The following is a 25,122-nucleotide window of genomic DNA, read 5'->3' as shown; positions in this document are numbered from 1 at the left end:
TAGATGAGCGTATAATAGGTTAGCTGTGCGCAAAAATAATTGATGTTGTTTTCTTCATGTAATAAGATCAAGTATATTTAAAGTTTTATAGTAAAATCCGATTTTACTATCGCTTTTTACAAGTTGCGCAATACAGCTTGTTTTCCATATTTTTAATTTAATTTGGCTTTCAAGATTGAGAAGTTTGGATGGTTCTTTGCTGTCCTGTAGTCCTTGAAAGATAAGATTCACCCTTAGGTTTTTACCAACCTGATTCACGACAATGGATATGAGTGTGCTACCGATTATTATATTGTTACCGTTAGTACTGGGCACAACCCTTGTCTCGTGGCTGAAGCAATTTTCACGCGGGGTAACGGCTCTGGCGGCCATTGCAGTCAGTTTAAGCAGCCTGATCTTGTTACTGACTCAAGCAAAAGAGGTCTTTAATGGAGGAACAATCACCCAGACTTGGGCTTGGTTACCTCAATTAGGTATCAATTTAAGCTTCCGTATGGATGCCTTAGGCCTGTTGTTTTGTTTGCTGATTAGCGGTATCGGCACCCTCATTTATATTTATGCCTATTATTATTTAAGCCCTAAAAGTTCCCTGAGTAAATTGTATCTATTACTGATGCTGTTCATGGCAGCCATGCTGGGAATATCACTTTCCAATAATTTAATTTTATTGCTGATTTTTTGGGAACTCACCAGTATTTCCTCGTTCCTTTTGGTCGGTTACTGGAATAATTACCAAGCTGCACAACGTGGTTCACGGATGGCTCTTACCATCACCGGGATGGGTGGTCTGTCGATGCTCGGTGGCTTTATTCTGCTCGGTCAAATTACCGGCACCTATCAGATAGACCAAATTTTAACAATGAAGGATCAGATTCAAAGCCATTCGCTGTTTGCTCCCACCTTGCTGCTCATTCTAATGGGTGCCTTTACCAAAAGTGCCCAGTTCCCGTTCCATTTTTGGCTACCCAATGCCATGGCAGCCCCGACACCGGTATCGGCCTATTTGCATTCGGCGACCATGGTGAAAGCGGGGATTTTCCTGCTGGCACGTTTTACCCCGATTTTTGTCGGTGCAGCGCTTTATCACAACATTGTGACTTTTGTGGGGTTGTTTACCCTGTGTATGGCAGCCTTTTTTGCCATTTTTAAAGAAGATTTAAAAGGCTTACTCGCCTATTCCACCATCAGTCATTTAGGCTTGATTGTCTGCCTGTTGGGGATTGGATCACCGCTGGCGATTGCCGCAGCCATTTTCCATATCATTAATCATGCAACCTTTAAAGCAGCATTGTTCATGATTGCCGGAATCATTGACCATGAAACCGGAACCCGTGATTTACGCAAGTTAAACGGGATTTGGCAACTACTGCCGTTTACTGCGACCCTGACCATGATCACCGCTGCCTCGATGGCGGGTGTACCCCTGACCAATGGATTCTTGTCCAAAGAGATGTTCTTTACTGAACTACTGGCCAACCTCTCTGGGCCAGTCATGATTTTCTCGGCGGTTATGGCAACACTGGCGGGAATCTTTGCAGTCGCCTATTCGGTACGTTTGGTTCACGGAGTATTTTTCGATGGCCCACTGGGACGACAAGTTCCCAATCAACATGCCCATGAACCGCCTTTTGGCATGCGTGCACCCGCAGTTCTGCTTGCTGTTTTATGTATTTTAGTCGGTCTGGCCCCCGCCCTTTTGGTTGAAAAAATTGTCAATTCAACTGCGCGTGCCAGCACTCAACTCCCTGACTTTGCCGGCACACATTTAGCCATTTGGCATGGCTTCAATCTGCCTTTAGTGATGAGTATTATCGCGCTGTTTGGGGGGGTAATTTTATATTTCGCTTTCGCCAAAAACGGTAAAATTCGCGAGATTGATTTAGATCTGAGCCTGGGACAATTCCAAGGCAGAATCTTGTTTGATTTATTCTTAAAGCATCTGTTACTGAATTCACGCAAGTTCAAACGTAAAACTGAAAATGGTTCCCTGCAAAGCTATTTAATGTGGATTGTGTTATTTAGTGCCGCTTTGCTGGCCATGCCACTGATCAATCAGGGACTCACCACAGGTACGCGTGAATTAACCCATGCACCTGCGCTTGGCATTGTACTGTGGCTATTATTATTCTCAGCCTGCTGGATGATGTTGTGGTTCCACCATGAACGGATTAAAGCAGTGCTGATTAGCGGTGCAGTCGGTTTAGTGGTGACCATGGTTTTTGTGACCCTGTCTGCACCGGATCTGGCTTTAACCCAGATTACCGTTGATGTGGTCACCACTGTACTCTTACTCATGAGCTTATCATTACTGCCACAGCTGACGCCTTATGAGTCCAGTGTTTCACGTCGTTGGCGTGATGCGCTGATTGCCATTGGTGGCGGTCTCGGTATTGGCTGGATTAGCTGGTTAATCTTGACCCGTGACCACAACTCGATTTCATGGTTCTTCATGCAGCAATCCATTCCACTGGGTGGCGGCACCAATGTGGTCAATGTGATTCTGGTCGACTTCCGTGGTTTCGATACCTTTGGTGAAATTACCGTACTCGGTATTGCTGCCATTGGTGCCTTATGTTTAATGGATGGCATGCGTACCCACGGTACCACCATCACTCAAGGCTTGACCTACCGGTTTAACCCCTCTCCCTTGATGTTCAGGATTACTGCATCTTGGGTTTTACCTTTGGCACTTGTGGTAAGCTTGTATATCTTCCTGCGCGGTCATAACTTACCGGGTGGCGGATTTATTGCCGGCTTGATTACCGCTTTAGCTTTAATCATCCAATATATTGCCCTAGGTCAAGATCAGGCAGAACAAATGCTGAAAGCCAAATCCGGACGTTTATATGAAATCTGGATTGGTTCAGGTCTGGTCATTGCCGGACTGACTGGACTCGGTGCGTGGTTCTGGGGACGTCCATTCCTGACCAGCGCACACATTTACATCTCACCACCGATTTTAGGTGAAATCCACCTGGCGTCTGCTGCCCTATTTGATGTCGGGGTCTATGTCACTGTTGTTGGTGCAACCATGCTGATGATCTCGGTCTTAGGCGACTCACGTCACTCCAGTATGGCTGGCCCGGTACTCAAGGGAGAAGAAAATGATTAGTATCGAATTTTTACTCGCCTCGGCTATTGGCCTACTGACTGCAACGGGAATTTATCTCATTTTGCGTGCCCGTACTTTCCCGGTGGTTTTAGGTCTCGCCATGATTGGTTATGCGGTCAATTTATTTTTGTTCGCGATGGGAAGGATTCAGGTCAATGCCCCGGCGGTGCTGACTGAAACCAGCAAAGCAACCGATCCCCTGCCCCAAGCCTTGGTGTTAACCGCCATTGTGATTGGTTTTGCGACCACGGCTTTTATTGTGCAACTGGCTTTGCGCAGTCGTTATGAAACAGGCACAGATCACGTTGACTCCAAAGAAGATATTGTGCCGATTGACCCGCGTGAGGATGAGCCTTAATGAATGCTTTCATCCAGTTTTGGACTGAACACACCCCTATTTTTATCATTTTAATTCCAGCTTTTACTGCTTTTTTACTGGTTCTTTTGGGGAATCCAGGCGCAGGCGCATTATCACGGGATTGGCGTCAACCTTGGCGTCGTGGGATTAGTTACATTTCTTCAATTTTAGGTTTAGTCACTGCCATTCTTTATTTGAACTTGGCCAGCAGTGGACAAATCAGCATCTATAATTTAGGTGAATGGTCTGCACCCTTCGGCATTGTCCTGGTGCTAGACCAACTTTCCGCCCTGATGCTGGTACTGACCTATGCCTTGGCAACACCTATTTTATGGTATGCCAGTCACGAGTGGGATGCCCGTGGACGTTATTTTCATGCCATGTTCCACTTCCTGCTCATGGGTTTATGTGGCGCATTCCTGACAGGCGACTTATTTAACTTATTCGTATTCTTTGAAATCTTGTTGATGGCATCCTATGTCCTGCTGGTACACGGACAAGGCAAAGCACGTTTTCAACTCGGCATTCATTACGTCACCATTAACTTACTGGCCTCTGCCCTGTTCCTGATTGGACTCGGCATCATTTACGGCAGTGTCGGTAGTTTAAACATGGCAGATGTCGCACGTCTAATCCCCCTGTTGGAACCCGATCAGCATAAACTCGCAGTCGCGGGTGGCTTACTGTTATTTGTGGTGTTTGGGATTAAAGCCGCCATGTTACCGGTTGGTTTTTGGTTACCGAAAACCTATGCCGTGGCAACCACGCCTGTCGCAGCAATTTTCACCATTATGACCAAAGTCGGCATCTACGCCATCTTACGTATTAATGGCACCATTTTTGAAGATGACTTGAGCCACAGTATTTTGGCAAACTGGTTGCTTCCGATTGGTTTAATCACCTCGATCTACGGTGTAATTGGGGCGATTGGCGCAGAACGCTTACGTCGCTTCGTTGGTTTCATGATTTTGTCTTCGATCGGAACCCTCTTAATCGCGATTTCGCTATTTAATACCTTGGCATGGGCTGCGGCACTTTATTATTTAGTGCATAGCACCCTAATTGCAGCGGCGTTTTATTTGCTCTCGGGCTGGATTACGTCACAACGTGGAGCATTCAAGGACCATTTCAATATTGCACCGCAAATGAAACAACACAAGGTGGTGTCATTAGTCTTCTTTTTAATTGCCTTGATGATGGCAGGTTTACCTCCATTTAGTGGCTTTTTGGGCAAAGTCTTTATCTTGCAGGCGACGTCACACTCACCTTATCAACTGGTGATTATTGCCGTTGTGCTGATAGTCAGTTTACTCAGTATTATTGCGTTTACCCGAATTGGCTTTGTGTTATTTTGGCGTGCCACGATGCCTGAAGACAATCAAGATACGAATGAATTTAAGGCCTATCAAGCTTTACCTGAGCAATCGCCTGCACGAAATGACAAAACCATCTATTTACTGCTTTCAGGTTTAATCGTATATATGGTTTGTGCGGGTCCTATTCAGCAATATATGTTTAAAACGGCTGAACAAATCCAAAATAATGCCTTATATGAAGGGATTATTTTACATAAAGATAATCTTAATCAGGTGATTAGCGTTCAACCATATGATCCTGAAAACCTGCCTGAAACCAAATATGGCGGTGAAACTGTTGATCCGAATGCCCACCTTATTCCTTACATTATTTCTGAAGATACGTTGGAAGGTGAGCACATTTCAGAGTATAAGCGCCGCCAAATTGAACAGCAGCACATGCAGGAACCGGTGGATGCGGATGATGCCAAACTCAAACCTCAGGAGCCTTAACCATGCAAAAAACATCGTTCTGGGAAAACTGGCTACCGCATCCGTTTGTATCGGTGATTGTGGCTTTAAGCTGGATCATGCTGACGCATAGCCTCGATTCAGCAACAGTACTTATGGCGTTGTTGCTGGGAATTCTGATTCCGCGTTTGGTGAAACCTTTTATTACCCGTACTCCCGATATCAACTGGGTATTGGCTTTAAAACTCTTCTTTGTGGTGGTGTGGGATATTATCATTTGTAATATTAAAGTGGCTAAACTGGTTCTTGGACCAACACGCAACTTACATCCCAAATGGTTTCGCGTGCCTTTAGAAACTCAACATGAACAAGTCAATGTGTTGCTGGCACTGATTATTACCACCACACCGGGTACAGTCACTGCAGGGATTGACCATGATCGTGGCGATATTTTGGTGCATGCCTTAAGTACGGATAATGCTGAAATAGACATTCTAGAAATTAAAAATCGTTATGAAAAAGCGCTGATGGCTATTTTTGCTGTGGAATTAGGAGAAGATTCATGACCATTTTGCCTTATGCACTCGGCATATGTATGGTGGCCACCACCATTTCAATGTTTTTTTGCCTGGTCCGCCTAGTCATGGGTCCCTCCATTGTCGATCGTCTTTTAGCCTTGGATACGCTATTTCTGAATGCCACCTGCCTGGTAGTGATTCTGGGCATTTACTGGGCCAGTACCGCCTTATTTGAAGGGGCTTTATTGGTTGCCATGCTTGGATTTGTTTCCACCGCAGCGCTTGCTCGCTACTTTACCACTGGCCATGTCGTAGATTAGGAGAAACAGTAATGCAACTCGTGATGGAAATCCTGGTTTCAATTTTTTTATTGATTGGCTCATTCTTTATGTTGGTCGGTGGTATTGGCATGGTACGTTTACCTGACTTATTTATGCGTCTGCATGCTCCGACAAAATCCAGTACCTTAGGACTAGGCAGCTTTTTAATCGCTGCGATGATTTTTTCAGCATTTCAAGGCCGTTTTGGTTTTGCCGAACTGTTATTGACTTTACTAGCGTTCATTACCGCGCCAGTATCTGCAAATTTAATGGCACAAGCCGCTCTACACTTACGGTTACGCTCAACCGGTGGTGAAGTGCCTGAAACACTTGAGCGCCCCTTACCTTGGCAACGAAGCCGCCGTCGCCCTCCTACTCAAGACAAAAACAACTCACATGATAATCTAAGCTAAATGCAGACTAGATTCTTTAGTATTTTTAGTCCTTTGGTCATTTCCAGTTTAAATTCAGTCTACTACATGCGCTGATATATCCATTTTTTCTTAAACAAAAGTTTAACGCATAAAAAAAGCCACCCGAAGGTGGCTTTTTTTATGACATCAATTATTCATCATCTTGCTTTGCTTCAGCAGGTGGTAAATCCTTCACTGCTTCTGCAATCAGACCAAACATATAATTGCCGTAAGCATTGGTTTTGTCATAATGGAAACGCAAACGTGGCGTAATACGTGTCTTGATACGACGACTCAATTCGTGACGCAAGAAACCAGATGCTTTATTTAATACATCTAAAGTTTCTTTATTCGCGGCTTCACTTTGATCATCACCCAGTTCACGACCCATTACAGTCACATAAACTTCGGCATATCCTAAGTCTGCGCTAACTTTCACCGCAGAGATGGTCACCAGACCACCTAAGCGTGGATCTTTAAGCTCTTGACGAATCAGTTCAGAGAGTTCTCTCTGAACTGTATCAGCCATACGCTTAAGACGCTGACTACCCGCCATTAAAGACTCCGTTTAATCAATTGAACATCGTACACTTCGATCTTATCGAGTGCTTTGATGTCTTTATAGCCTTTCACCGCAAGACCACATTCCATACCGGCACGAACTTCTTCAACCACTTCTTTGTAGCGACGAAGAGATTCAAGCTCACCTTGGAACACAACCACGTCATCACGTAATACGCGAATCGGTTTGTTACGATGCAATACGCCTTCAAGTACCATACAGCCAGCAGCCGCACCGAATTTACTTGAGTGGAACACTTCACGTACTTGCGCAACACCAAGAATCGTTTCACGATGCTCAGGAGCAAGTTTACCGCTCATTGCCGCTTTCACGTCATCAATCAATTCATAGATGATGCTGTAGTAACGAATGTCGATGCCGTCTGCATCTGCTTTTTGACGCGCAGTATTATCAGCACGTACGTTAAAGCCTAGAAGTACTGCTTCAGAAGATTCAGCAAGCGTAACGTCAGACTCAGTGATTGCACCTACGCCAGAACCAATTACACGAACACGAACTTCATCTGTTGCCAATGCTTGCAAGGCTACAGTCAAGGCTTCCAATGTACCGCGTACATCAGTTTTAAGCACAACATTCACATAAGGAACATCTTTTTTGCCCATAGACGCCATGATGTTTTCAAGACGCATCGCACTTTGACGTTCAAGACGTTTTTCACGCTCACGCGCCATACGTGCATCAGCGACTTCGCGTGCTTTTTTCTCGTCATTTACAACAAGAACTTCGTCACCCGCCATTGGCGCTTCAGGAAGACCCAAGATTTCTACTGGAATCGAAGGACCTGCTGATTTAATACGTTTACCGTTTTCGTCTACCATCGCACGAACACGACCGTAAGATGCACCGGCAAGCACTAAATCACCGACATTCAAGGTACCGTTTTGTACCAGAATAGAAGCAACTGCACCGCGGTCTTTGTCTACACGCGCTTCAATCACAACACCTTGCGCAGCACCTTCTTCAGATGCTTTCAATTCAAGCAATTCTGATTGAATTAAAATAAGGTCAAGCAGTTCATCGATACCTTGACCCGAATGAGCAGAAACCATTGCCACTGGAACGTCACCACCCCACTGTTCAGGTACGATTTCTTTCACAGTCAATTCATTCAATACGCGATCTGGATCGGCAGATTCTTTATCCATCTTGTTGATTGCAACAATGATTGGCGTACCTGCAGCACGTGCATGATCAATTGCTTCAGCAGTTTGTGGCATTACACCATCATCAGCCGCAACAACAAGAACCACGATATCAGTCGCTTTCGCACCACGTGAACGCATTGAAGTAAATGCTGCGTGTCCCGGTGTGTCTAAGAAAGTGATAATGCCTTTATCCGTTTTAACGTGATATGCACCGATATGCTGTGTAATACCGCCCGCTTCGCCCGCAGCCACTTTGGTACGACGAATACGGTCAAGAAGCGATGTTTTACCATGGTCAACGTGACCCATGATCGTAACAACAGGAGCACGAGTCGTTTGAACGCCACGCGCTTCTTCAGCTGCTTCAAGCAAGTTATCTTCAGCTTGAGTATCAGAAACTAGAACTGGGTTATGACCCATTTCTTCAACGACAAGTGCTGCAATTTCTTGCTCAATGGCTTGGTTTTGAGTCACAAGCTCACCCATTTTCATGAGTGATTTGATAACTTCGCGAACCTTAATCGCCATTTTTGCAGCTAAGTCAGCAACAACAATGGTTTCACCAATTTCAACATCATAAACTTGTTTTTTAACAGGTTTTTCAAAGCCGTGCTTATTACCTTGGCTGGTTTTCAAACCACGTTTAGGCTGTTTACTGAAGCTTTGCTCTTCCTGACCACGACGTCCACCTTTTTTCGGTGCACGTGCAGTTGTAGTGTTACCACCACGTTTAATTTCACGGTCTTCTTTGGCAAATGAATCTTCATAAGCCTGACCAACAAGACCCGCTGCCAATGGAGAATCATCAACCACGCGAATCGTTGCAGTCGTATCTTCAGAGGTGTACTTAGAAGCCATTTGACGCATTTGTTCAAGCGTACGTTGTTGCGCTTCTTCAGCCGACTTACGACGTGCTGCTTCTTCAACTGCTTTTAATTGCGCAGCTTGAGCTTCACGTGCTTTTTTCTGTTCAGCTGTTTCAACTTGTTTAACCGTTTGTTTTACAATCGGTTTGTTGTTTGATTTACGCTTCACAACAACAGCAGCTTTTGGTACTTCTTGCTTAGCTGTTTCTTGCTTAGCAGCAGCACGCATTGCTTCAAAAGCTTGTTTCGCTTTAGATACGCCTGTTTGAGGTGCGTCATCCGCTTTTTGTTCAGCATTCGCAGGAGATGCAGTTGCATTCTTGTCTGCTTGTGCTTTCGCTAAAGCTTCAGCTTTAATTTGTTCAGGATCAGGCTTAACAAACGTGTGCTTTTTACGCACTTCAACGTTAATTGTCTTCGCCTTACCTGATGTACTGGCCACTTTAGCAGTACTGGTTGTTTTACGTTTCAACGTGATTTTTCCTGCATGCCCATCGTCTTGACCATGAAGTTTCTTCAAATGGTTAACGAGGGTATTTTGTTGTTCAGTGGAAATAATATCTTCAGCTTTACGTTGCGGTAAACCTGCGTCACGAACCTGCTCTAGGAGCTTCTCAACTGGACGTTCTACGCTGAGAGCTAACTCTTTAATCGACTTGTCCGTCATATATTTCCTCCTAGTTAAACCATGATTCGCGCGCTTTCATAATAAGTTGACCTGCTTTTTCAGCACCTAAACCTTCAATATCTTCAATATCGTCAGTTGCCTGGTCAGCCAAATCATCTACTGTTACCACACCGCGAGCTGCAAGTGCATACGCGATTTCCTGTGTCATCCCAGCCATTGCAACGAGTTCTGCACTTGGTTCCTGGATGTTTTCTTGTTGTTTTAATGCATCTGCCAATGTAATTTCTTTCGCACGGCTTTGCAATAATTCAACAGTTTCAGCATCAAGTTCAATCTCATCGAATGTTTCAGCTGGAACATAAGCAATCTCTTCAAGAGAAGTAAAGCCCATTTCAACCAAAGCCATTGCCAAATCTTCTTCAATATCAAGACGTGTTACAAACATGTCGAGGTATTGTTGAGCTTCATTTTGTTGACGCGCGTAGAATTCTTCTTCGAGCATCATATCCAATTTGTAGCCAGTCAATTCAGATGCTAAACGAACATTCTGACCTTGTGAACCAATGGCACGTGCCAACTGATCCGTTGCGGCGAAAATGATATCGGCGCTATGTGCATCTTCATCAATCACAATACTTGATACATCAGCAGGCTCTAAAGCGCTTGCAATGTACTGAGCCGGATCATCAGACCATACAACAACATCAATACGCTCACCGTTCAATTCTGATTGTACTGCCTGGATACGTGTACCACGCATACCAATACAAGCACCAACAGGATCAATACGATGATCGTTCGTTTTCACAGCGATTTTAGCACGAACACCCGGTTGGCGTGCAGCTGCTTTAATTTCGATGATTTCTTCAGAAATTTCAGGAATTTCTTTCTTCATCAAAGCAATCAGCATTTCAGGACGTGCACGTGACAACAATAATTGTGCACCACGACCTTCACGGTTCACGCTATATAAAATGGCGTTTACACGTTGTTTCGGGCGAAGAATTTCCTTAGGAATCATTTCTTCACGTGAAAGATATGCTTCAGCATTGTCACCCAAGTCAATAATAAAGCCATCTTTGGTTTGTTTTTTAACTTCACCGTAGATGAGTTCACCAACTTTAGATTCGTACGCATCAGCAACTAAAGCACGTTCAGCTTCACGAATTTTTTGCACAATTACTTGTTTTGCAATTTGTGCAGCAATTCGACCGAAATCAATCGATTCAACTTCGAGTTCACGAATGTCACCGATTGACCATTTTTCAGGATCCAAATCCGAGATCGCATCCTGACATGCAGGCATTTCATGATCTTCGTCAGCAACCACTTCCCATTGACGGAAAGTACGGTAATCACCGGTCTTACGATCGATTTCTACACGTAAACGTGCTTCTTCCGAGTTTGTGCCTTCGTAAAATTTCTTTTTAGTCGCAGCAACTAAAGCTTGTTCAAGCGCTTCAAAAATTGCATCACGACTTACACCTTTTTCGTTACTAACCGTTTCTACTACGGTAAGAATTTCACGAGCCATAAGTCACCTATTCGTTCAGATTCTTATTTATTGAATGAATTAATCTTGAAAGATCAAATTTGATTTGTCGATATTATGACTGTCGATTTCAAGTACCTGTTGATTTTCAACTTCGACTTGAATGACTTCATTTTCAAGATCAACAGCAATGAGTTTTGCTTGAAATTTACGACGGTTATCTACAGCACTAATCAGACGTAAAGCAATTTTATGTCCAATATATGCTGGCATTTGGTCAAGCTGAAAGAATGGTCGATCCCATCCTGGAGAAGACACTTCAAGTGAATATTCGCCAGAAATTGGATCATGCACGTCAAGCATTGCGCCAACTTGCTGTGTTACGCGGACACAATCTTGCACGCCAATACCACGACCTTCTTCAAGTTCGCCATCTTCATTCATGACAGGTTGCGTGTTGTTTTCGTTGGTTTTATCAATATAGATACGTAATAAAGAACGTTTACCTTGAGGAAGGAATTCGATTCCCCAAAGTTCTACATTACAAGCTTGCACTGCAGGAGCTATAAGGTCTTGGAGTGCTTGAGTTTTATTTGATAGCTTCATTTACTCTCGTCATTGTTGTGCGATTCAATAGTCGCTGTGACCGGTTCAGACTAACTCAACTATATTAGTAGTGAAACATGACGATTTGACCAATGGATGTCGACACTACACGATAGCCAATAAAAAAGGGCGTAATCGCCCCTGTGTACACAGAAAAACCAAAGTCCACTGTGCAAAAAGGCCCACCATTTTTGTGAGCCTTTTAGAAACTTGGTAGCGGGAGCTGGATTTGAACCAACGACCTTCGGGTTATGAGCCCGACGAGCTACCAGACTGCTCCATCCCGCAACAACGTGCAAAAATTATATACAATTCACTGAGCATTTTCAATCAAAAACTGTTCAATGGTTGCTTGATTAAGTTGCACCCTAATCAAAAAGTGGTAGCGGGAGCTGGATTTGAACCAACGACCTTCGGGTTATGAGCCCGACGAGCTACCAGACTGCTCCATCCCGCAACAACATGCAAAAATCAATCACCATTTAAATATTATTTAAATCGCCTATTTAGTTTGCTTCTAAATAGTATTGGTAGCGGGAGCTGGATTTGAACCAACGACCTTCGGGTTATGAGCCCGACGAGCTACCAGACTGCTCCATCCCGCATCAACAGATTTGCTGCACAACACCAACTTATGTTCTGGATTACAAGTTGGTGCGGAAGGGGGGACTTGAACCCCCACGCCCGAAGGCACTACCACCTCAAGGTAGCGTGTCTACCAATTCCACCACCACCGCAGCTGTGTCGCATTCTAGTCGGATCAAGTCCAAAAAGAAAGAACTAAATCAGGTTATTCACCTGTTTTCGGTGCAACTGGCGAAGTTTCATTCGAATTCGCCGGAGCAGTCGTGGTTGTTTGCACTGATTTTAAGCTATAAGCATCTGTCGTTTGTTTTTTGGCAAACACCGCTAAAGTTAAACTGGTGACAAAGAATAAAGCCGTCAAAATACCCGTCAAGCGAGTCATGAAATTCGCTGAACCTGAAGCACCAAATACAGTTGCAGCACCGCCACCACCAAATGATGCGCCTGCATCTGCACCTTTACCATGTTGTACCAGAATCAATACAATCATTAATATGGCTAAGATAATATGTACCACCAGCACAAAAGTTTGCATGCTGAACTCCTAATTATTTTGTATTTGCAAAAGCCTGAGCAATTTTATAGAAAGACTCTGCATTTAAAGACGCACCACCAACCAGTGCACCATTAATATCTGGACAGGCAGCCAACTCTACTGCATTTTCAGCCTTGACACTACCACCATACAGAATGGCGATGCTTGGACCGAATGATGTAATTTGAGTTAAGCCTTCACGAATCTTGGCATGCATGGCTTGTGCATCTTCGGGTGAAGCTGTTTTACCCGTTCCAATTGCCCAAATCGGCTCATAGGCAATCACAATCTTTTGCCACTGTTCAGCTTGAACAACTGAGGCAATGTCACAAATTTGTTGCAATACCACCTGCTCTGCTTGACCATTTTCACGTTGTTCCAGGCTTTCACCTACACAATAAATAATGGTTAATCCAGCATTTAAAGCATTTTTAACTTTTTCATTCAGTATTTGCGCAGTTTCAGCAAAGATTTCACGACGCTCTGAATGACCAATCAGTACAAAATCAATTTGATGATCTTTCAGAAGTTCAGCACTCACCTCACCGGTATATGCACCCGTACCTGCAATACGCGAAACATTCTGTGCAACGGTATAAACAGATCGGACTGAACTTGCCAATTCAACCTGAACACTAGCCAAGGCAAGCATGGTAGGTGCAACACCTAAATGACAATTTTCTTCTTTAATTTCATTATTTTGCAATAATTCTTTAAAACTATTCACCAGCGCTTTGGCGTCTGCCTGCATTGGGTTCATTTTCCAATTGCCAACAACCCAAGGAGTAATAGCCGAACCCGACATACAGTAACCTATTAAAAACAATTCATTTAACCGCGCACATTCTACACGGAATTCAGTATTTTTTAGAAAATTTTCACATGGCTTTTTTTAAACCATTCTTAATTTTTGCAAGTCGTCACGGCATTCTCAAGAAAAACTTCAGCATGTAATTACGACCAGTTCAAAGTTTTATCTAATATTAAGTAGATGACAACGTTTTAAGATATGGTATTTTTATATAACAAAAGTATAATTTAAAGATACCAATTATAAACAAATTGATTGAGCGGGCATATTAAAGCATGACAGCATTACAAGGTTCACCAAGATTCACTGGTTTTATTCGCCGTTTGGTTGAAGACGGCTTAGTTTCTGCTGAAAACATGCAGAATGCAGTATTAAGTGCAAAAAAAGCCAATCAAGATATTGTTCCTTTCCTCATTGATCAATTAAAAGTTTCCTCATTAGATATTGCAGAGAAAATTTCTCAAGAGTTTGGGGAACCACTTTTCGACCTCAGTGTTTATGATTCTGCACAAATTATCCGTGAAGGAATCGATGAAAAACTGATTACCAAACATCGTGTGCTGCCTATTTTTAAACGGGGTAATTTACTTTATGTAGCCACCAGCAATCCAACCAACATGGATGCCATGGATGCCATCCGCTTCAGTAGCAAAATGAATATTGAAGCCGTGATTGTTGAACATCCCAAATTAATAAAACTGATTGAACAAAACTTTGCCGAAGCAGATACTTTTGAATTCTCAGATGATGATATTGACTTAAATCTTGAGCAACAAGATCTCAATCAAAAAGACGATGAAGATGATAATCAACAGGCTGATGAAGCACCGATTGTTAAATATATTAATAAATTACTGATTGATGCCATTCGCATGGGTGCTTCAGACTTACATTTTGAACCTTATGAAAAAAGTTATCGTGTTCGCTATCGAATCGATGGTGTGTTACGTCAAATTGCCACCCCACCCTTACAACTGGCAACACGCTTAGCCTCGCGTTTAAAAGTGATGTCCCAAATGGATATTTCTGAAAAGCGCTTGCCTCAAGATGGACGGATTAAACTCAAACTTTCCAAAAGTAAAGCCATCGACTTCCGTGTCAACTCATTACCCACGTTATTTGGTGAAAAACTGGTACTGCGTATTCTTGATCCTTCAAGCGCGATGCTGGGTATTGATGCATTGGGTTATGAACCCGAGCAAAAAGAGTTATTTATGCAAGCGCTGGACAAACCGCAAGGCATGCTCCTCATCACAGGTCCAACAGGTTCGGGTAAAACGGTTTCTTTATATACCGGTTTAAATATTCTGAATCGTGAAGACACCAATATTTCAACCGCCGAAGATCCTGTGGAAATTAACTTGGAAGGAATTAATCAGGTCAATGTTAATGCTAAAGTGGGCTTAACCTTCTCTGCGGCCCTCAAGTCATTCCTGCGTCAAGACCCTGATATTGTCATGGTCGGTGAGATTCGAGATTTAGAAACGGCAGAAATTGCCATTAAAGCGGCTCAGACGGGTCATATGGTGATGTCAACGCTACATACCAACAGTGCACCTGAAACATTGACACGCTTAAGGAATATGGGTGTACCTTCCTTTAATATTGCCACCTCTGTAAACTTGGTGATTGCGCAACGTTTAGCTCGACGTTTATGTCCACAATGTAAAATTCCTGCGGATGTTCCAGAACTAAGTTTGTTGGAAATGGGATTTCAAGAAGAAGATCTTAAACATCCAGATTTTAAAGTTTATCAACCTGTCGGCTGTTCAGAATGTCGTGAAGGTTATAAGGGTCGTGTTGGTATTTATGAAGTAATGAAAGTGACACCTGAAATTTCGAAAATTATTATGGAAGATGGCAATGCACTTGAAATTGCTGCAGCATCTTCAAGGTCGGGGTTTAATAATTTACGTCGTTCAGGATTAATCAAGGTCATGCAGGGGGTGACTTCTCTTCAAGAAGTCAATCGTGTGACTAGCGAATAGATCAAGCATTTAAAAATAAGGATAAATTCATGGCTGTCAAAAAAGCACAGATGATGCCAACCTTCAGTTATGAAGGGGTTGATCGTAAAGGGGAAAAACTTAAAGGAGAATTACCTGCACGTAACATGGCACTGGCTAAAGTGACCTTACGTAAGCAAGGGATTACCATTAAGACGATTCGGGAAAAGAGAAAAAATATTCTCGAAGGCTTAATGAAAAAAAAGGTATCTACACTCGATATCACCATTTTCACGCGCCAACTCGCCACCATGATGAAAGCAGGTGTACCGCTGGTACAGAGCTTTGAAATTGTTGCTGAAGGTCTTGAAAACCCGTCGATGCGTGAAGTCGTCTTAGGCATTAAAGGTGAAGTCGAAGGCGGTAATACCTTCGCAGGTGCACTTAAAAAATACCCTCAGTATTTTGACAATCTTTTTTGCTCACTCGTTGAGTCCGGTGAACAGTCCGGTGCTCTGGAAACCATGCTAGACCGGGTCGCAATCTATAAAGAAAAAAGTGAACTTTTAAAGCAAAAAATTAAAAAAGCCATGAAGTATCCTATTTCTATCATTGTGGTTGCCATTATTGTGACCATTATTTTGATGGTGAAAGTGGTTCCTGTATTTCAGGAACTCTTTGAGGGTTTTGGTGCAGACTTGCCAGCCTTTACCCAACTTGTAGTGAATATGTCGAATTGGTTCCAAAAATACTGGTTCTTATTGATCATTGGTATTGGTGTCATTATTGCAGGCTTTATGGAAGCCAAAAAACGCAGTAAAAAATTTCGTGATTTCCTCGATAAAGCAGCGCTCAAAGCGCCTATTTTTGGTGACTTGGTTTATAAAGCCATTATCGCACGTTACAGTCGGACTTTAGCGACCACTTTTGCTGCCGGCGTCCCCCTGATTGATGCCTTAGAATCTACTGCTGGTGCAACCAACAATTGTGTTTATGAAGAAGCGGTCATGAAAATTCGCGATGATGTCGCCACAGGTCAACAGCTGCAATTTGCTATGCGTGTCACCAACAAATTCCCTTCTATGGCCGTACAAATGGTGGCGATTGGTGAAGAGTCAGGTGCACTTGATGCTATGCTGGATAAAGTGGCAACCCATTTTGAAAATGAAGTCGACAATGCTGTCGATGGCCTGACTTCAATGATGGAGCCTTTAATTATGGCAGTGCTTGGCGTTCTTGTTGGTGGTCTAGTCATCGCCATGTACCTCCCAATTTTCCAAATGGGTTCAGTCGTTGGCTAATCAGTAGGTTAAATATCTTGTTCAGTAATGTTATTTCTTATTTTATTCAAAACCCAACAGCGCTGTATATTGCAGTTGGGCTTTTTAGTCTATGCATTGGTAGTTTTCTCAATGTGGTGATCTACCGCACACCCAAGATGATGGAGCAGGAATGGCGTACCGATTGCCAATTATTTTTGCATCCTGAACAATCGATGATTGATGAATCCAAACTAACACTCAGCAAACCGGCATCGACCTGCCCTAAATGCCATACAGAAATTCACTGGTATCAAAATATTCCTGTTATCAGCTGGCTGGTCTTACGCGGCAAATGCGGCTCTTGCAAAAATCCAATTAGTATTCGCTATCCATTGATTGAGCTACTCACTGCAGTATGTTCATTGGTCATTGTTGCAGTCTTTGGGCCGACCTTACAAATGCTCTTTGGTTTGCTTTTGACCTGGATGCTCATCGCACTGACCTTTATTGATTTTGATACCCAGCTTCTACCGGATCGTTATACCCTGACTTTAGCAGCACTAGGTTTAGGCATTAATAGTTATGCTATTTATACCTCTCCTACCTCTGCAATCTGGGGCTATATTATTGGTTTCTTATGCCTTTGGATCGTGTATTACCTGTTTAAAATCATTACAGGCAAGGAAGGTATGGGCTATGGAGACTTCAAACTGCTTGCCGCTTTAGGTGCCTGGATGGGTCCTTTAATGCTGCCGTTGATTGTGCTACTTTCATCAATGGTCGGAGCAATCATTGGCATTTTTTTGCTTAAAATCCGCAAAGAAAACCAGCCTTTTGCTTTTGGTCCCTATATTGCCATTGCAGGCTGGATTGCGTTCATTTGGGGCAAGCAAATTATGAAAGTTTATTTAGGTCAATAATTTTTAGGTGAGTACATGACTTTTATCTTGGGTTTAACAGGTGGTATTGGCAGCGGAAAATCTGCAGCAAGTACATGGTTCGAAACCCAAGGAATCACAGTTGTTGATGCCGATATTGTGGCACGTGAGATTGTAGAAAAAGGACAGCCTGCGTTGCAACAAATTCACGCTGCTTTTGGTGATTGGGTTCTTTTAGACAATGGAGAACTGAATCGCCGTGCTTTACGTGAACAGATTTTCAAAGATCCAGATGCACGTAAAATGCTAGAAAGCATCACCCATCCTGCTATTCGCCAATCGATTATTCAGCAGCTGCAGGCAGCAACCAGTCCTTATGTCATTTTAGTCTCTCCCCTGCTGTTTGAAACCAATCAGCATGAATTGACCGATCATACCTTGCTGATTGATGCATCGATTGACTTACAAATCCAGCGGGCTGCGATGCGTGATCACCAATCGATTGCTCAGATTCAGAAAATTATTCAGTCACAAATGCCACGTGAAAAAAAGCGTAGTCTCGCTGATGATATTGTGCTCAATGATGGACATCTCGATCATTTATACAGCCATTTAAAACTACTACATGAAGCTTATTTACAACGCAGCAAGCAAAAAAAAGCAGTCAATTAAGACTGCTTTTTTTGTTGATCAAGTCGCTGCTGCAAACTGTCTTTATGCATGATCCAGCGCCATGGTTGCAAAGCACCAATCGCCATTCCAATCAAGCCACAAATAATCGCCAGACTTAATGTTTCACCTAAGAGCGGCACAGCTAAAATTGCTGCCATAAACGGTGCCAAAGTCACGATGCTGCCAGTCTTAAATGCACCTAAGCGCTTGATCGCTTCCACATAAGTCAGTGTCGCCACAATCACCACAAAAATGCCGTGAAAAATTACCTGCATCAGTAAATGCACAGGCTCAGGTTCAGTTAAATTTTTCGGTAAAAACAACAGATAAATCGGCACATAAACAATCGCTGACCAAATCGCGACACCAGCCATGGAATGCCATGCAGAAAGTTTCCATTGCCGCAATAAAACGGTAAATACACCCCACCAGATTGCACTCAAGAAAAACAGCAGGTCGCCAAAACCAAAGGCGATACCTGTTTCCTGATACATTAAAAAACTCATTGTGCTAATCGCGGTCAGCATAATGCCCAGACTGATCCAGATATGCTTATCAAAAGGCTGTTTAAACAGCAAAAATCCAGCGACCGCTGTACACAGAGGAATACAGCCATTCAGAAAGATGGCTGCATGGGCTGCGGGTACATAGTGAAATGCGCTGTATGATGTCAGGCAGTACCCAACCCCGCCAATCATCGCCAAAAGAAAGGGCTCTTTTTTCCATAAAAAGGCGAGGTCTTTTTTATAGATCAGGATCGGCATTAAAATACAAAATGCCAAAGCAAAACGTAAAGCCGTGATATCCCACGCGCTGATTCCCCACTGTGCATTCAGACGGGAAGTAATGGTAAATCCCCCCCAGATGCACATGGTAATGGCGATATAGAGATAACCTTGAGACCGGGGAGACATAACAAACAACTTTTAAATTGAGATAATAAAATTACACATTACGCTGACGGCAAGCTTCATATAAAGCCATACCTGTTGCCACACTGACATTCAAACTTTGCAAGTTTCCTGCCATCGGGATGTAAACTGTCTGATCGCACTGTGACTGGGTAATTGGACGTAGGCCGGTATCTTCAGCACCCATCACTATGCACACACCAGTTCCGGTGAAATCAAACTGTTGCACGGGTAATGCTTTTTCATCCAGCATGGTACCTACAACACGCACATTAAATTCATCTTTAATGTTCCCCAAGGTACGTGCAAGATTGGTCACTTGAATAAACTTCACCTTCTCTGCGCCGCCTGCAGCAATTTTACGTGCTGTCGGGGTTAAACTTGCAGAACGATCACGCGATACAATCACCGCTTCAACACCCATCGCTGCTGCTGTACGGATACAAGCACCTAAGTTATGTGGATCAGTGACTTGGTCTAAAGCCAACAACAGTGCTTGAGGATTCTGTTTCAGCAAATCATCCAGATCTTGTTCATTCAGTGTTGGATGCGGACGAACTGCGGCAACCACCCCCTGATGAAAAGGCTGACCCGCCAATTTTTCCAGTTTGTCACGACTGGCCTGTTGTACACTGATCCCAAAAGGATCAGCCAAAGCCAAAACGTTTTTCAAGCGTTGATCGTCACGACCTTTTAGCGTAAATAAAGTAAGTACACGCTCTGGCTCAAGCTCAAGTAATGACTCCACTGAGTGAACGCCATAAAAATATTCGGTTTTTGCCATGAACGGCCTCTAAAAAATGTCTATACAATGCAAAAAAGAAAAATCCTGCAAAGCTGACTTTACAGGATTGATGCTTAAATCTAGTTTAACTGATTCAGGCTAAAATTTCTTTGCCTTAATCCGACTTATGCTTAGCCTTCTAAATGGCAAACATAATCGAGCACTTCATCAGTCTCGATTTTAAAACGGCTATTGCCCGGGACATAAAAAGACTGTCCTGCACGGAACAATTCACTCTCGATTTTATCCGCAATTTGTACACGGCATTCGCCTGAAATAATTTCCATACGTTCAGGGACATGCGTTTCGAAAGTGAGTGCCTGTTCAGTCGGTAAAATCACCCCTAATGTCTTTTTTGTACCATCTTCGAATTGCACGGTATGACTAATACATGAACCGCCGAAATAAACATTCGATTTTTTGATAACAGAAACATGATCAAACTGATTTGACATGCGTATTCTCCAGATAATGCGCATTTATAATTTTTGATTGATGTAGTTTAAAGAGCTGCATTCAACTAATCAATCGGTGTTTCATACGGCTAAATCAATATTTTACAAATTGTTGCAGATATTTTCCTGCATCAATCTGAAGAAGATTTACCCTGAGTTTGCGAGAGTCTAAATCAACATTAACATAAGCACAAATAAGTTTTTGTATTGTATCGACTAAAGGTCTATCTGCTTTTCTACCTAGCAAATCTTGCACCAAAACAATGACGATTAACCTGGCAATCCTCTACAGATCCAAAGCCTAACTGTATGCCTAAATTCAGTATGTGAATCTCAACCTCAAATACTCTCCAAGAAATGCTGATCCATGATTTGTATCGACAGATATTTAGCCATTTTTGTATCATCATGATGCATGTTTTCAATATTATGAAAAAGATCCCAGCTCTAAAATATTTCTAAAATTAACGGAGCAGGTAGATAAAAATCACGCAGACTATTCAAGCAGATGTTGTTTTTATAGCGTATCTTCAGTAAAAGATATTTTCATCTTGAATATCAGGTAAAATAGTGATGTTTTACGTCATCTTAAAATTAAAAGCTGGCTTGTGACCAAAACAGAATTTCACTATCTTAGATTAAAACTTTTCGCAGCTCGGATGCGTTTATGCTGACACATTTAACTCTGATCAATTTTGCTTTAGCCGATCATTTAGCCATTGATATTGAACCCGGTTTCAATGTCCTGACCGGTGAGACAGGTGCGGGTAAATCTTTATTACTGGATGCCCTTTCTGCCTGTTTGGGTGAGCGTACCGATACCAACTACGTCCGTTTTGGTTCAGATAAAGCCGATGTCACCGCTGTTTTTAGTTATAAAGACCAAAGTCCAGAAGCTGAATGGCTTAAAGCACATGAGTTGGATGATGAATCTGGCGAGATTCATTTAAGACGGGTGATTTTTGCGACAGGCCGCAGTAAAGCGTGGATTAATGGTCGCCCAAGCAGCCTGGCTGAACTGAAAGAAATTGGTCGTTTACTGGTGCAACTGTATAGTCAGCACAGTCAGCAACAATTATTGGAACATCCTTATCCCAAGCATTGGTTAGATCGTTACAACAACTTTTATCAACCGGCACAAGATGTTCGTGATGCCTATAGCACCTGGCAAAAAAATATTCGTCAGCATCAAGCGGCATTGGATGCACAAGCAACCCGCAAACAACGGATCGAAACTTTAGAGTTACAGCTTGAAGAACTCGAAGAAATTACTCAAATTGACTATAAAGAGATTGAGCAAGAGTTCGACCGTTTAAGCCATCATGAACATATCATGCTGGATTGCAGCTACAGTTTAAATGCGTTGGATGAAGCGGAACAAAATATCACTCAAGAAGTTTCTTCGATTATTCGCCGCCTCGAATCGCATGCCGGTCGCAGTGAGCAACTCGCAGAAATTTATAATTCGTTAGTGAATGCGCAAAGTGAACTTGATGATGCAACTGCCAATTTGCGTCAATTTATTGACCGGCAAAGTTTTGACCCTGAACGCGTCGATGAACTGAATGTACAACTGGAAATTTTCCATCGTTTAGCACGTAAATATCGCACTCAGCCGGAAACATTAAAAGAAGAATATCAAACTTGGCAAACTGAGCTTGAACAGCTGCATCAGTTGGAAGATCCTGAAACTTTAGCTGAGCAAGTTGAATTGTCTCATCAAGACTTTTTAGCCAAAGCCCAGCACTTAGATGAGATTCGTCGTGAAGCTGCGGCTCCTTTAGCTAAAAAACTCACAGAACAGGTCAAACAACTGGCATTGCCTGAAGCCTATTTTGAATTCAAGTTTGAACCGTTGGAACAGGCGTCATCAGAAGGGCTTAGCTTTATTCAACTGCTGTTTACTGCAAATAAAGGCATTCCTGCACAACCGTTGGCACGTGTAGCTTCTGGGGGCGAACTGTCACGTATTGCTCTGGTGATGCAAGTGATGAAGGCTGAAAAAACAGAATCTGAAGTCTTGGTGTTCGATGAAATTGATGTCGGGATCAGCGGCGGTACGGCAGAAATGGTAGGACGCCTGTTGGCAGATTTAGCCCAGCATGTGCAAATTTTATGTATCACCCATCAGGCACAAGTGGCGGCACAATCAGATCAACACCTACTGGTGAAAAAGCGCCAAACGGATCCTGCAAGCAGCACCATTATCGACCTGAGTGAAGAACAACGTATTGATGAGTTGGCGCGCATGACCGGTGGTGTCGAAATTAATGACACGACCCTGCAACATGCCAAGCAATTACGTCAACTTAAGTTTCATCAGGCTTGATCATAGTACTTAAAAAAATCCCTGAACATTTGTCAGGGATTTTTTAGATAAAAGCTTAATTCAAACTCGATTCACTCACCATTTTACTGGTTGATCACTTGAACCTGGAGTCATCTCGTAGCCCGGTGACAGATCATAAGACTGGCGCATCTGCGATTGGACAGGCTGTAGTTTTAAACCCTGCAAAATTTCCGGGTTTAAACCTTGGGCAATCTTATCAGCTGTGCTGTCATTTAAACTATTCGTCAAAATATTCTGAGTCATTAAATTAGACAGCGTACGATTAAAAGTACCTGCCGCGACCACTTTACTGGTATTGGCTTCAATCACACGCCAGGTCAAACGCACCTGTTCCGCACCTGCATTCAGACCATACATCTGTTGGCCATTATTAGCGGATAGATCATTGATCCGTCCCACCAATAAATAGTCCGCCCCAACTTTCTGCCCGATACGTGCCAATTCTTGTGGTGCGCCATCCCAATACAGGAAGTCATTTTCAGACTGCATTTCGTCTAGATAATGACGATCGACCACACTGAGCTGCCCGCTTTGAGTCAAATAAGTACCCAAAGTATCCGACAATTCCTGACTAAACTCACGCGCTGAGGCATCACTGGCTAGGCGATTATTTTTCTCAGCCATCTGAAAAGGTAATACTGCGATCCGGCGTAAATGTTGATCTTGTACAGTGGATTCAAACTTAACCACATGCGCACGTACTTTGGCTCGGTAATTGTTTTTCGCTCCAGACACACTCAGTACCTGAAACTTGGTCACGGAACCTGAACCCTGATTGGCCACACTGAATACCGGTGAAACCTTACCGCTATAACTCCAACCCTGATTATTGACAGATAAAGAAACCGTTTCCTCATAATTCATCTGAGAAGAAACTGAAGCCCCACTTACCGATTGCACGGCTATCAACAAAGCTTCAGAAATCGCCTGATGCTGTGTTGGCCCACTACCCGTGGCTTCTTTAATCACTTCTTTAATTGCAGCAAAGGCTGGAGAACTCAGCAATCCAGACAACAGACCTGCTAGTAATATTTTTTTCATGTTGTATTCTTCTACAGTCACTGCACCAAAAGTGCAGTGACCTCAATTTAAATTACAGACCAAAAGTCGAGCGTTTTGCAGCTTTACGAATTTCTTTCTCACCGGTCCACTCTACAATGCCAGTTTGCAGGTTTTGCAATTTAAAGGTGAATTTGTAATACACATCGCTCTTGCCGCCCGCATTTTTAACAATACTCGACAAGTTACCATTCAGCATAAACTCGGCACCAATATGACCACCGGTACGTACCGCAGTTGCCTGATTGACCATGCCACTTTGTTTTTGATAAGCCAGTTGCTGTGCAACAGCATTCACAGATTTCATATCGACAAAGCGGAATTTTCCAGAGTTGATCAACTTGTTCTGAATGCTGTCTGTAATTGATTCAGTATCAATATGTTCTTGGGTTTTATTATGAATGCGGTCGAGCACAATCACAGGACGACGTGTTTGGGTCATTTGCACGACTGGCGGGAACATCAACATGTCATCTACCATTTTAGCTGCAATCATTTGCAAGTCGGTTGAACCAAAGTCTTTGGTTAATGTTTCTACAGCTTGCGCATCACCATAGCTCACTGAGCCTCCTGTGCTGGCACAACCAGTTAGCAAAGTTGAAGTTGCCAATACAGCGAATATTAATTTTGCATTCATGTTCAATCTCTCTTATTTTTTCAAATACACAACAACATCTACAGCAGACGGATTCGGTGCTAAGGACTGCACCCCTTTTGTTTCACGTCCGGTCAATTGAATTGGCTTCCAGATTGCACCTTCAGGATTCACTTCTGCACCCTGTACATCGACCCAAACAATCTTGTAGCTAAAATCTTTATTGTTAAAACGGCGGTTTTTGATCGCAATCGACGCGCGTTTCAAATCACCCGAAAAACTCATATTCACGCGCTCCACAAAAACCTCTGTGGTCAATACCGGATTATTGGTAATCGTACGAATACTGATTTCATTGTTTACATTGGTTTGCGTCGATAAGGCATTTGGTGCGGTACACCCCACCATCAACAGCGCTCCTAAACCAAGTACAGCAAAACTAAATTGACGTTTCATATATTTCTCTGATTTA

23 protein-coding genes and 4 tRNA genes are annotated in these 25,122 nt (G+C 43.0%); 11 read left to right on the top strand and 16 right to left on the bottom strand.

What is annotated here, in order from left to right; genetic code table 11:
• Positions 1–262: 262 nt before the first annotated feature.
• From HLH18_RS06265 to HLH18_RS06240, 6 genes are read left to right on the top strand one after another with little or no spacing between them, the layout of a single operon-like run.
• Positions 263–3,112, top strand: a complete 2,850-nt coding sequence (locus HLH18_RS06265; protein WP_171546184.1) for a monovalent cation/H+ antiporter subunit A — start codon at positions 263–265, stop codon at positions 3,110–3,112.
• Positions 3,105–3,470 (top strand): Na+/H+ antiporter subunit C, encoded by a 366-nt coding sequence (locus HLH18_RS06260; RefSeq protein WP_131287831.1) that lies wholly within the window; start codon positions 3,105–3,107, stop codon positions 3,468–3,470. The genes HLH18_RS06265 and HLH18_RS06260 overlap by 8 nt, the downstream gene beginning before the upstream one ends.
• Positions 3,470–5,278, top strand: coding sequence for a monovalent cation/H+ antiporter subunit D (locus tag HLH18_RS06255; RefSeq protein ID WP_171546183.1), 1,809 nt, complete (start codon positions 3,470–3,472; stop codon positions 5,276–5,278). The genes HLH18_RS06260 and HLH18_RS06255 overlap by 1 nt, the downstream gene beginning before the upstream one ends.
• Before the next feature lie 2 nt (positions 5,279–5,280).
• Positions 5,281–5,802 (top strand): Na+/H+ antiporter subunit E, encoded by a 522-nt coding sequence (locus HLH18_RS06250; protein WP_171546182.1) that lies wholly within the window; start codon positions 5,281–5,283, stop codon positions 5,800–5,802.
• A complete protein-coding gene (locus tag HLH18_RS06245) occupies positions 5,799–6,074 on the top strand; it encodes a monovalent cation/H+ antiporter subunit F (protein ID WP_171546181.1) in 276 nt (91 codons plus the stop codon). The genes HLH18_RS06250 and HLH18_RS06245 overlap by 4 nt, the downstream gene beginning before the upstream one ends.
• A gap of 11 nt (positions 6,075–6,085) precedes the next feature.
• Positions 6,086–6,487: a Na+/H+ antiporter subunit G gene (locus HLH18_RS06240; RefSeq protein WP_171546180.1), complete on the top strand. Its 402-nt coding sequence runs from the start codon at positions 6,086–6,088 to the stop codon at positions 6,485–6,487.
• 151 nt (positions 6,488–6,638) lie between these two features.
• Here the strand turns inward: HLH18_RS06240 and HLH18_RS06235 are convergent, their stop codons facing one another.
• The 10 genes from HLH18_RS06235 to tpiA all read right to left on the bottom strand — a co-directional run bounded on the left by HLH18_RS06235 (position 6,639) and on the right by tpiA (position 13,732).
• Entirely contained in the window at positions 6,639–7,043 is a 405-nt protein-coding gene (locus HLH18_RS06235; protein ID WP_067722362.1) for a ribosome-binding factor A, read from the bottom strand.
• On the bottom strand, positions 7,043–9,748 hold the full coding sequence (gene infB, locus HLH18_RS06230) for a translation initiation factor IF-2 (RefSeq protein WP_171546179.1): 2,706 nt from the start codon (positions 9,746–9,748) through the stop codon (positions 7,043–7,045). The genes HLH18_RS06235 and infB overlap by 1 nt, the downstream gene beginning before the upstream one ends.
• A gap of 10 nt (positions 9,749–9,758) precedes the next feature.
• Positions 9,759–11,243 (bottom strand): transcription termination factor NusA, encoded by a 1,485-nt coding sequence (gene nusA / locus HLH18_RS06225; protein ID WP_171546178.1) that lies wholly within the window; start codon positions 11,241–11,243, stop codon positions 9,759–9,761.
• 39 nt (positions 11,244–11,282) lie between these two features.
• On the bottom strand, positions 11,283–11,807 hold the full coding sequence (rimP, locus tag HLH18_RS06220; RefSeq protein WP_131287848.1) for a ribosome maturation factor RimP: 525 nt from the start codon (positions 11,805–11,807) through the stop codon (positions 11,283–11,285).
• 211 nt (positions 11,808–12,018) lie between these two features.
• Positions 12,019–12,095: transfer RNA gene (locus HLH18_RS06215), tRNA-Met, on the bottom strand.
• A gap of 92 nt (positions 12,096–12,187) precedes the next feature.
• Positions 12,188–12,264: transfer RNA gene (locus tag HLH18_RS06210), tRNA-Met, on the bottom strand.
• Positions 12,265–12,335: 71 nt separating this feature from the next.
• A tRNA-Met gene (locus HLH18_RS06205) sits at positions 12,336–12,412 on the bottom strand.
• Between the two features lie 47 nt (positions 12,413–12,459).
• Positions 12,460–12,544 (bottom strand) — tRNA-Leu (locus HLH18_RS06200).
• 53 nt (positions 12,545–12,597) lie between these two features.
• Entirely contained in the window at positions 12,598–12,927 is a 330-nt protein-coding gene (secG, locus tag HLH18_RS06195; RefSeq protein WP_171528435.1) for a preprotein translocase subunit SecG, read from the bottom strand.
• A gap of 13 nt (positions 12,928–12,940) precedes the next feature.
• Positions 12,941–13,732 carry a triose-phosphate isomerase gene (gene tpiA, locus HLH18_RS06190; protein WP_171546177.1) on the bottom strand — a complete coding sequence of 264 codons (792 nt, stop codon included), beginning with the start codon at positions 13,730–13,732 and terminating at the stop codon, positions 12,941–12,943.
• Between the two features lie 281 nt (positions 13,733–14,013).
• On the opposite strand from tpiA, the gene pilB reads away from it, so the two are divergent.
• From pilB to coaE, 4 genes are read left to right on the top strand one after another with little or no spacing between them, the layout of a single operon-like run.
• The gene (gene pilB / locus HLH18_RS06185) at positions 14,014–15,726 is read left to right on the top strand and encodes a type IV-A pilus assembly ATPase PilB (RefSeq protein WP_171546176.1); all 1,713 of its coding nucleotides are present in this window, start codon (positions 14,014–14,016) and stop codon (positions 15,724–15,726) included.
• A 29-nt stretch (positions 15,727–15,755) separates the two neighbouring features.
• Entirely contained in the window at positions 15,756–16,985 is a 1,230-nt protein-coding gene (locus HLH18_RS06180) for a type II secretion system F family protein (RefSeq protein ID WP_171546175.1), read from the top strand.
• Positions 16,986–17,002: 17 nt separating this feature from the next.
• Entirely contained in the window at positions 17,003–17,866 is an 864-nt protein-coding gene (locus tag HLH18_RS16210) for a prepilin peptidase (protein WP_171546174.1), read from the top strand.
• Positions 17,867–17,881: 15 nt separating this feature from the next.
• Positions 17,882–18,496, top strand: a complete 615-nt coding sequence (gene coaE, locus HLH18_RS06170; protein ID WP_171546173.1) for a dephospho-CoA kinase — start codon at positions 17,882–17,884, stop codon at positions 18,494–18,496.
• On the opposite strand, the gene HLH18_RS06165 is transcribed toward coaE, so the two are convergent.
• The 3 genes from HLH18_RS06165 to ppnP all read right to left on the bottom strand — a co-directional run bounded on the left by HLH18_RS06165 (position 18,493) and on the right by ppnP (position 20,646).
• The gene (locus tag HLH18_RS06165; protein ID WP_171546172.1) at positions 18,493–19,410 is read right to left on the bottom strand and encodes a DMT family transporter; all 918 of its coding nucleotides are present in this window, start codon (positions 19,408–19,410) and stop codon (positions 18,493–18,495) included. The genes coaE and HLH18_RS06165 overlap by 4 nt on opposite strands.
• A 31-nt stretch (positions 19,411–19,441) precedes the next feature.
• Entirely contained in the window at positions 19,442–20,191 is a 750-nt protein-coding gene (gene rlmB, locus HLH18_RS06160; protein ID WP_131287870.1) for a 23S rRNA (guanosine(2251)-2'-O)-methyltransferase RlmB, read from the bottom strand.
• A gap of 131 nt (positions 20,192–20,322) precedes the next feature.
• Positions 20,323–20,646 (bottom strand): pyrimidine/purine nucleoside phosphorylase, encoded by a 324-nt coding sequence (ppnP, locus tag HLH18_RS06155; RefSeq protein ID WP_067866108.1) that lies wholly within the window; start codon positions 20,644–20,646, stop codon positions 20,323–20,325.
• Between the two features lie 667 nt (positions 20,647–21,313).
• Here ppnP and recN point away from each other — a divergent pair.
• Positions 21,314–22,975 carry a DNA repair protein RecN gene (gene recN, locus HLH18_RS06150; protein WP_171546171.1) on the top strand — a complete coding sequence of 554 codons (1,662 nt, stop codon included), beginning with the start codon at positions 21,314–21,316 and terminating at the stop codon, positions 22,973–22,975.
• Between the two features lie 75 nt (positions 22,976–23,050).
• On the opposite strand, the gene HLH18_RS06145 is transcribed toward recN, so the two are convergent.
• The 3 genes from HLH18_RS06145 to HLH18_RS06135 are packed head-to-tail and all read right to left on the bottom strand — an operon-like array spanning position 23,051 to position 25,106.
• Positions 23,051–24,037 carry a CsgG/HfaB family protein gene (locus HLH18_RS06145; RefSeq protein ID WP_171546170.1) on the bottom strand — a complete coding sequence of 329 codons (987 nt, stop codon included), beginning with the start codon at positions 24,035–24,037 and terminating at the stop codon, positions 23,051–23,053.
• Positions 24,038–24,089: 52 nt separating this feature from the next.
• Positions 24,090–24,692: a penicillin-binding protein activator LpoB gene (gene lpoB, locus HLH18_RS06140; protein WP_131287879.1), complete on the bottom strand. Its 603-nt coding sequence runs from the start codon at positions 24,690–24,692 to the stop codon at positions 24,090–24,092.
• Positions 24,693–24,704: 12 nt separating this feature from the next.
• Positions 24,705–25,106, bottom strand: a complete 402-nt coding sequence (locus HLH18_RS06135) for a YcfL family putative periplasmic lipoprotein (RefSeq protein ID WP_171546169.1) — start codon at positions 25,104–25,106, stop codon at positions 24,705–24,707.
• Positions 25,107–25,122: the final 16 nt, after the last annotated feature.

The sequence above is a fragment of the Acinetobacter sp. ANC 5414 genome, assembly GCF_013004295.1.
GTDB lineage: Bacteria > Pseudomonadota > Gammaproteobacteria > Pseudomonadales > Moraxellaceae > Acinetobacter.
Note: the sequence above shows the minus strand (reverse complement) of the source record. Positions and strands in the feature narration are given on the sequence as shown.

Bases quoted from the DNA above. Each gene is read 5' to 3' on its own strand.
- HLH18_RS06265 (WP_171546184.1), top strand. From the start codon at position 263: ATGGATATGAGTGTGCTACCGATTATTATATTGTTACCGTTAGTACTG.
- HLH18_RS06260 (WP_131287831.1), top strand. From the start codon at position 3,105: ATGATTAGTATCGAATTTTTACTCGCCTCGGCTATTGGCCTACTGACT.
- HLH18_RS06255 (WP_171546183.1), top strand. From the start codon at position 3,470: ATGAATGCTTTCATCCAGTTTTGGACTGAACACACCCCTATTTTTATC.
- HLH18_RS06250 (WP_171546182.1), top strand. From the start codon at position 5,281: ATGCAAAAAACATCGTTCTGGGAAAACTGGCTACCGCATCCGTTTGTA.
- HLH18_RS06245 (WP_171546181.1), top strand. From the start codon at position 5,799: ATGACCATTTTGCCTTATGCACTCGGCATATGTATGGTGGCCACCACC.
- HLH18_RS06240 (WP_171546180.1), top strand. From the start codon at position 6,086: ATGCAACTCGTGATGGAAATCCTGGTTTCAATTTTTTTATTGATTGGC.
- HLH18_RS06235 (WP_067722362.1), bottom strand. From the start codon at position 7,043: ATGGCGGGTAGTCAGCGTCTTAAGCGTATGGCTGATACAGTTCAGAGA.
- infB (WP_171546179.1), bottom strand. From the start codon at position 9,748: ATGACGGACAAGTCGATTAAAGAGTTAGCTCTCAGCGTAGAACGTCCA.
- nusA (WP_171546178.1), bottom strand. From the start codon at position 11,243: ATGGCTCGTGAAATTCTTACCGTAGTAGAAACGGTTAGTAACGAAAAA.
- rimP (WP_131287848.1), bottom strand. From the start codon at position 11,807: ATGAAGCTATCAAATAAAACTCAAGCACTCCAAGACCTTATAGCTCCT.
- secG (WP_171528435.1), bottom strand. From the start codon at position 12,927: ATGCAAACTTTTGTGCTGGTGGTACATATTATCTTAGCCATATTAATG.
- tpiA (WP_171546177.1), bottom strand. From the start codon at position 13,732: ATGTCGGGTTCGGCTATTACTCCTTGGGTTGTTGGCAATTGGAAAATG.
- pilB (WP_171546176.1), top strand. From the start codon at position 14,014: ATGACAGCATTACAAGGTTCACCAAGATTCACTGGTTTTATTCGCCGT.
- HLH18_RS06180 (WP_171546175.1), top strand. From the start codon at position 15,756: ATGGCTGTCAAAAAAGCACAGATGATGCCAACCTTCAGTTATGAAGGG.
- coaE (WP_171546173.1), top strand. From the start codon at position 17,882: ATGACTTTTATCTTGGGTTTAACAGGTGGTATTGGCAGCGGAAAATCT.
- HLH18_RS06165 (WP_171546172.1), bottom strand. From the start codon at position 19,410: ATGTCTCCCCGGTCTCAAGGTTATCTCTATATCGCCATTACCATGTGC.
- rlmB (WP_131287870.1), bottom strand. From the start codon at position 20,191: ATGGCAAAAACCGAATATTTTTATGGCGTTCACTCAGTGGAGTCATTA.
- ppnP (WP_067866108.1), bottom strand. From the start codon at position 20,646: ATGTCAAATCAGTTTGATCATGTTTCTGTTATCAAAAAATCGAATGTT.
- recN (WP_171546171.1), top strand. From the start codon at position 21,314: ATGCTGACACATTTAACTCTGATCAATTTTGCTTTAGCCGATCATTTA.
- HLH18_RS06145 (WP_171546170.1), bottom strand. From the start codon at position 24,037: ATGAAAAAAATATTACTAGCAGGTCTGTTGTCTGGATTGCTGAGTTCT.
- lpoB (WP_131287879.1), bottom strand. From the start codon at position 24,692: ATGAATGCAAAATTAATATTCGCTGTATTGGCAACTTCAACTTTGCTA.
- HLH18_RS06135 (WP_171546169.1), bottom strand. From the start codon at position 25,106: ATGAAACGTCAATTTAGTTTTGCTGTACTTGGTTTAGGAGCGCTGTTG.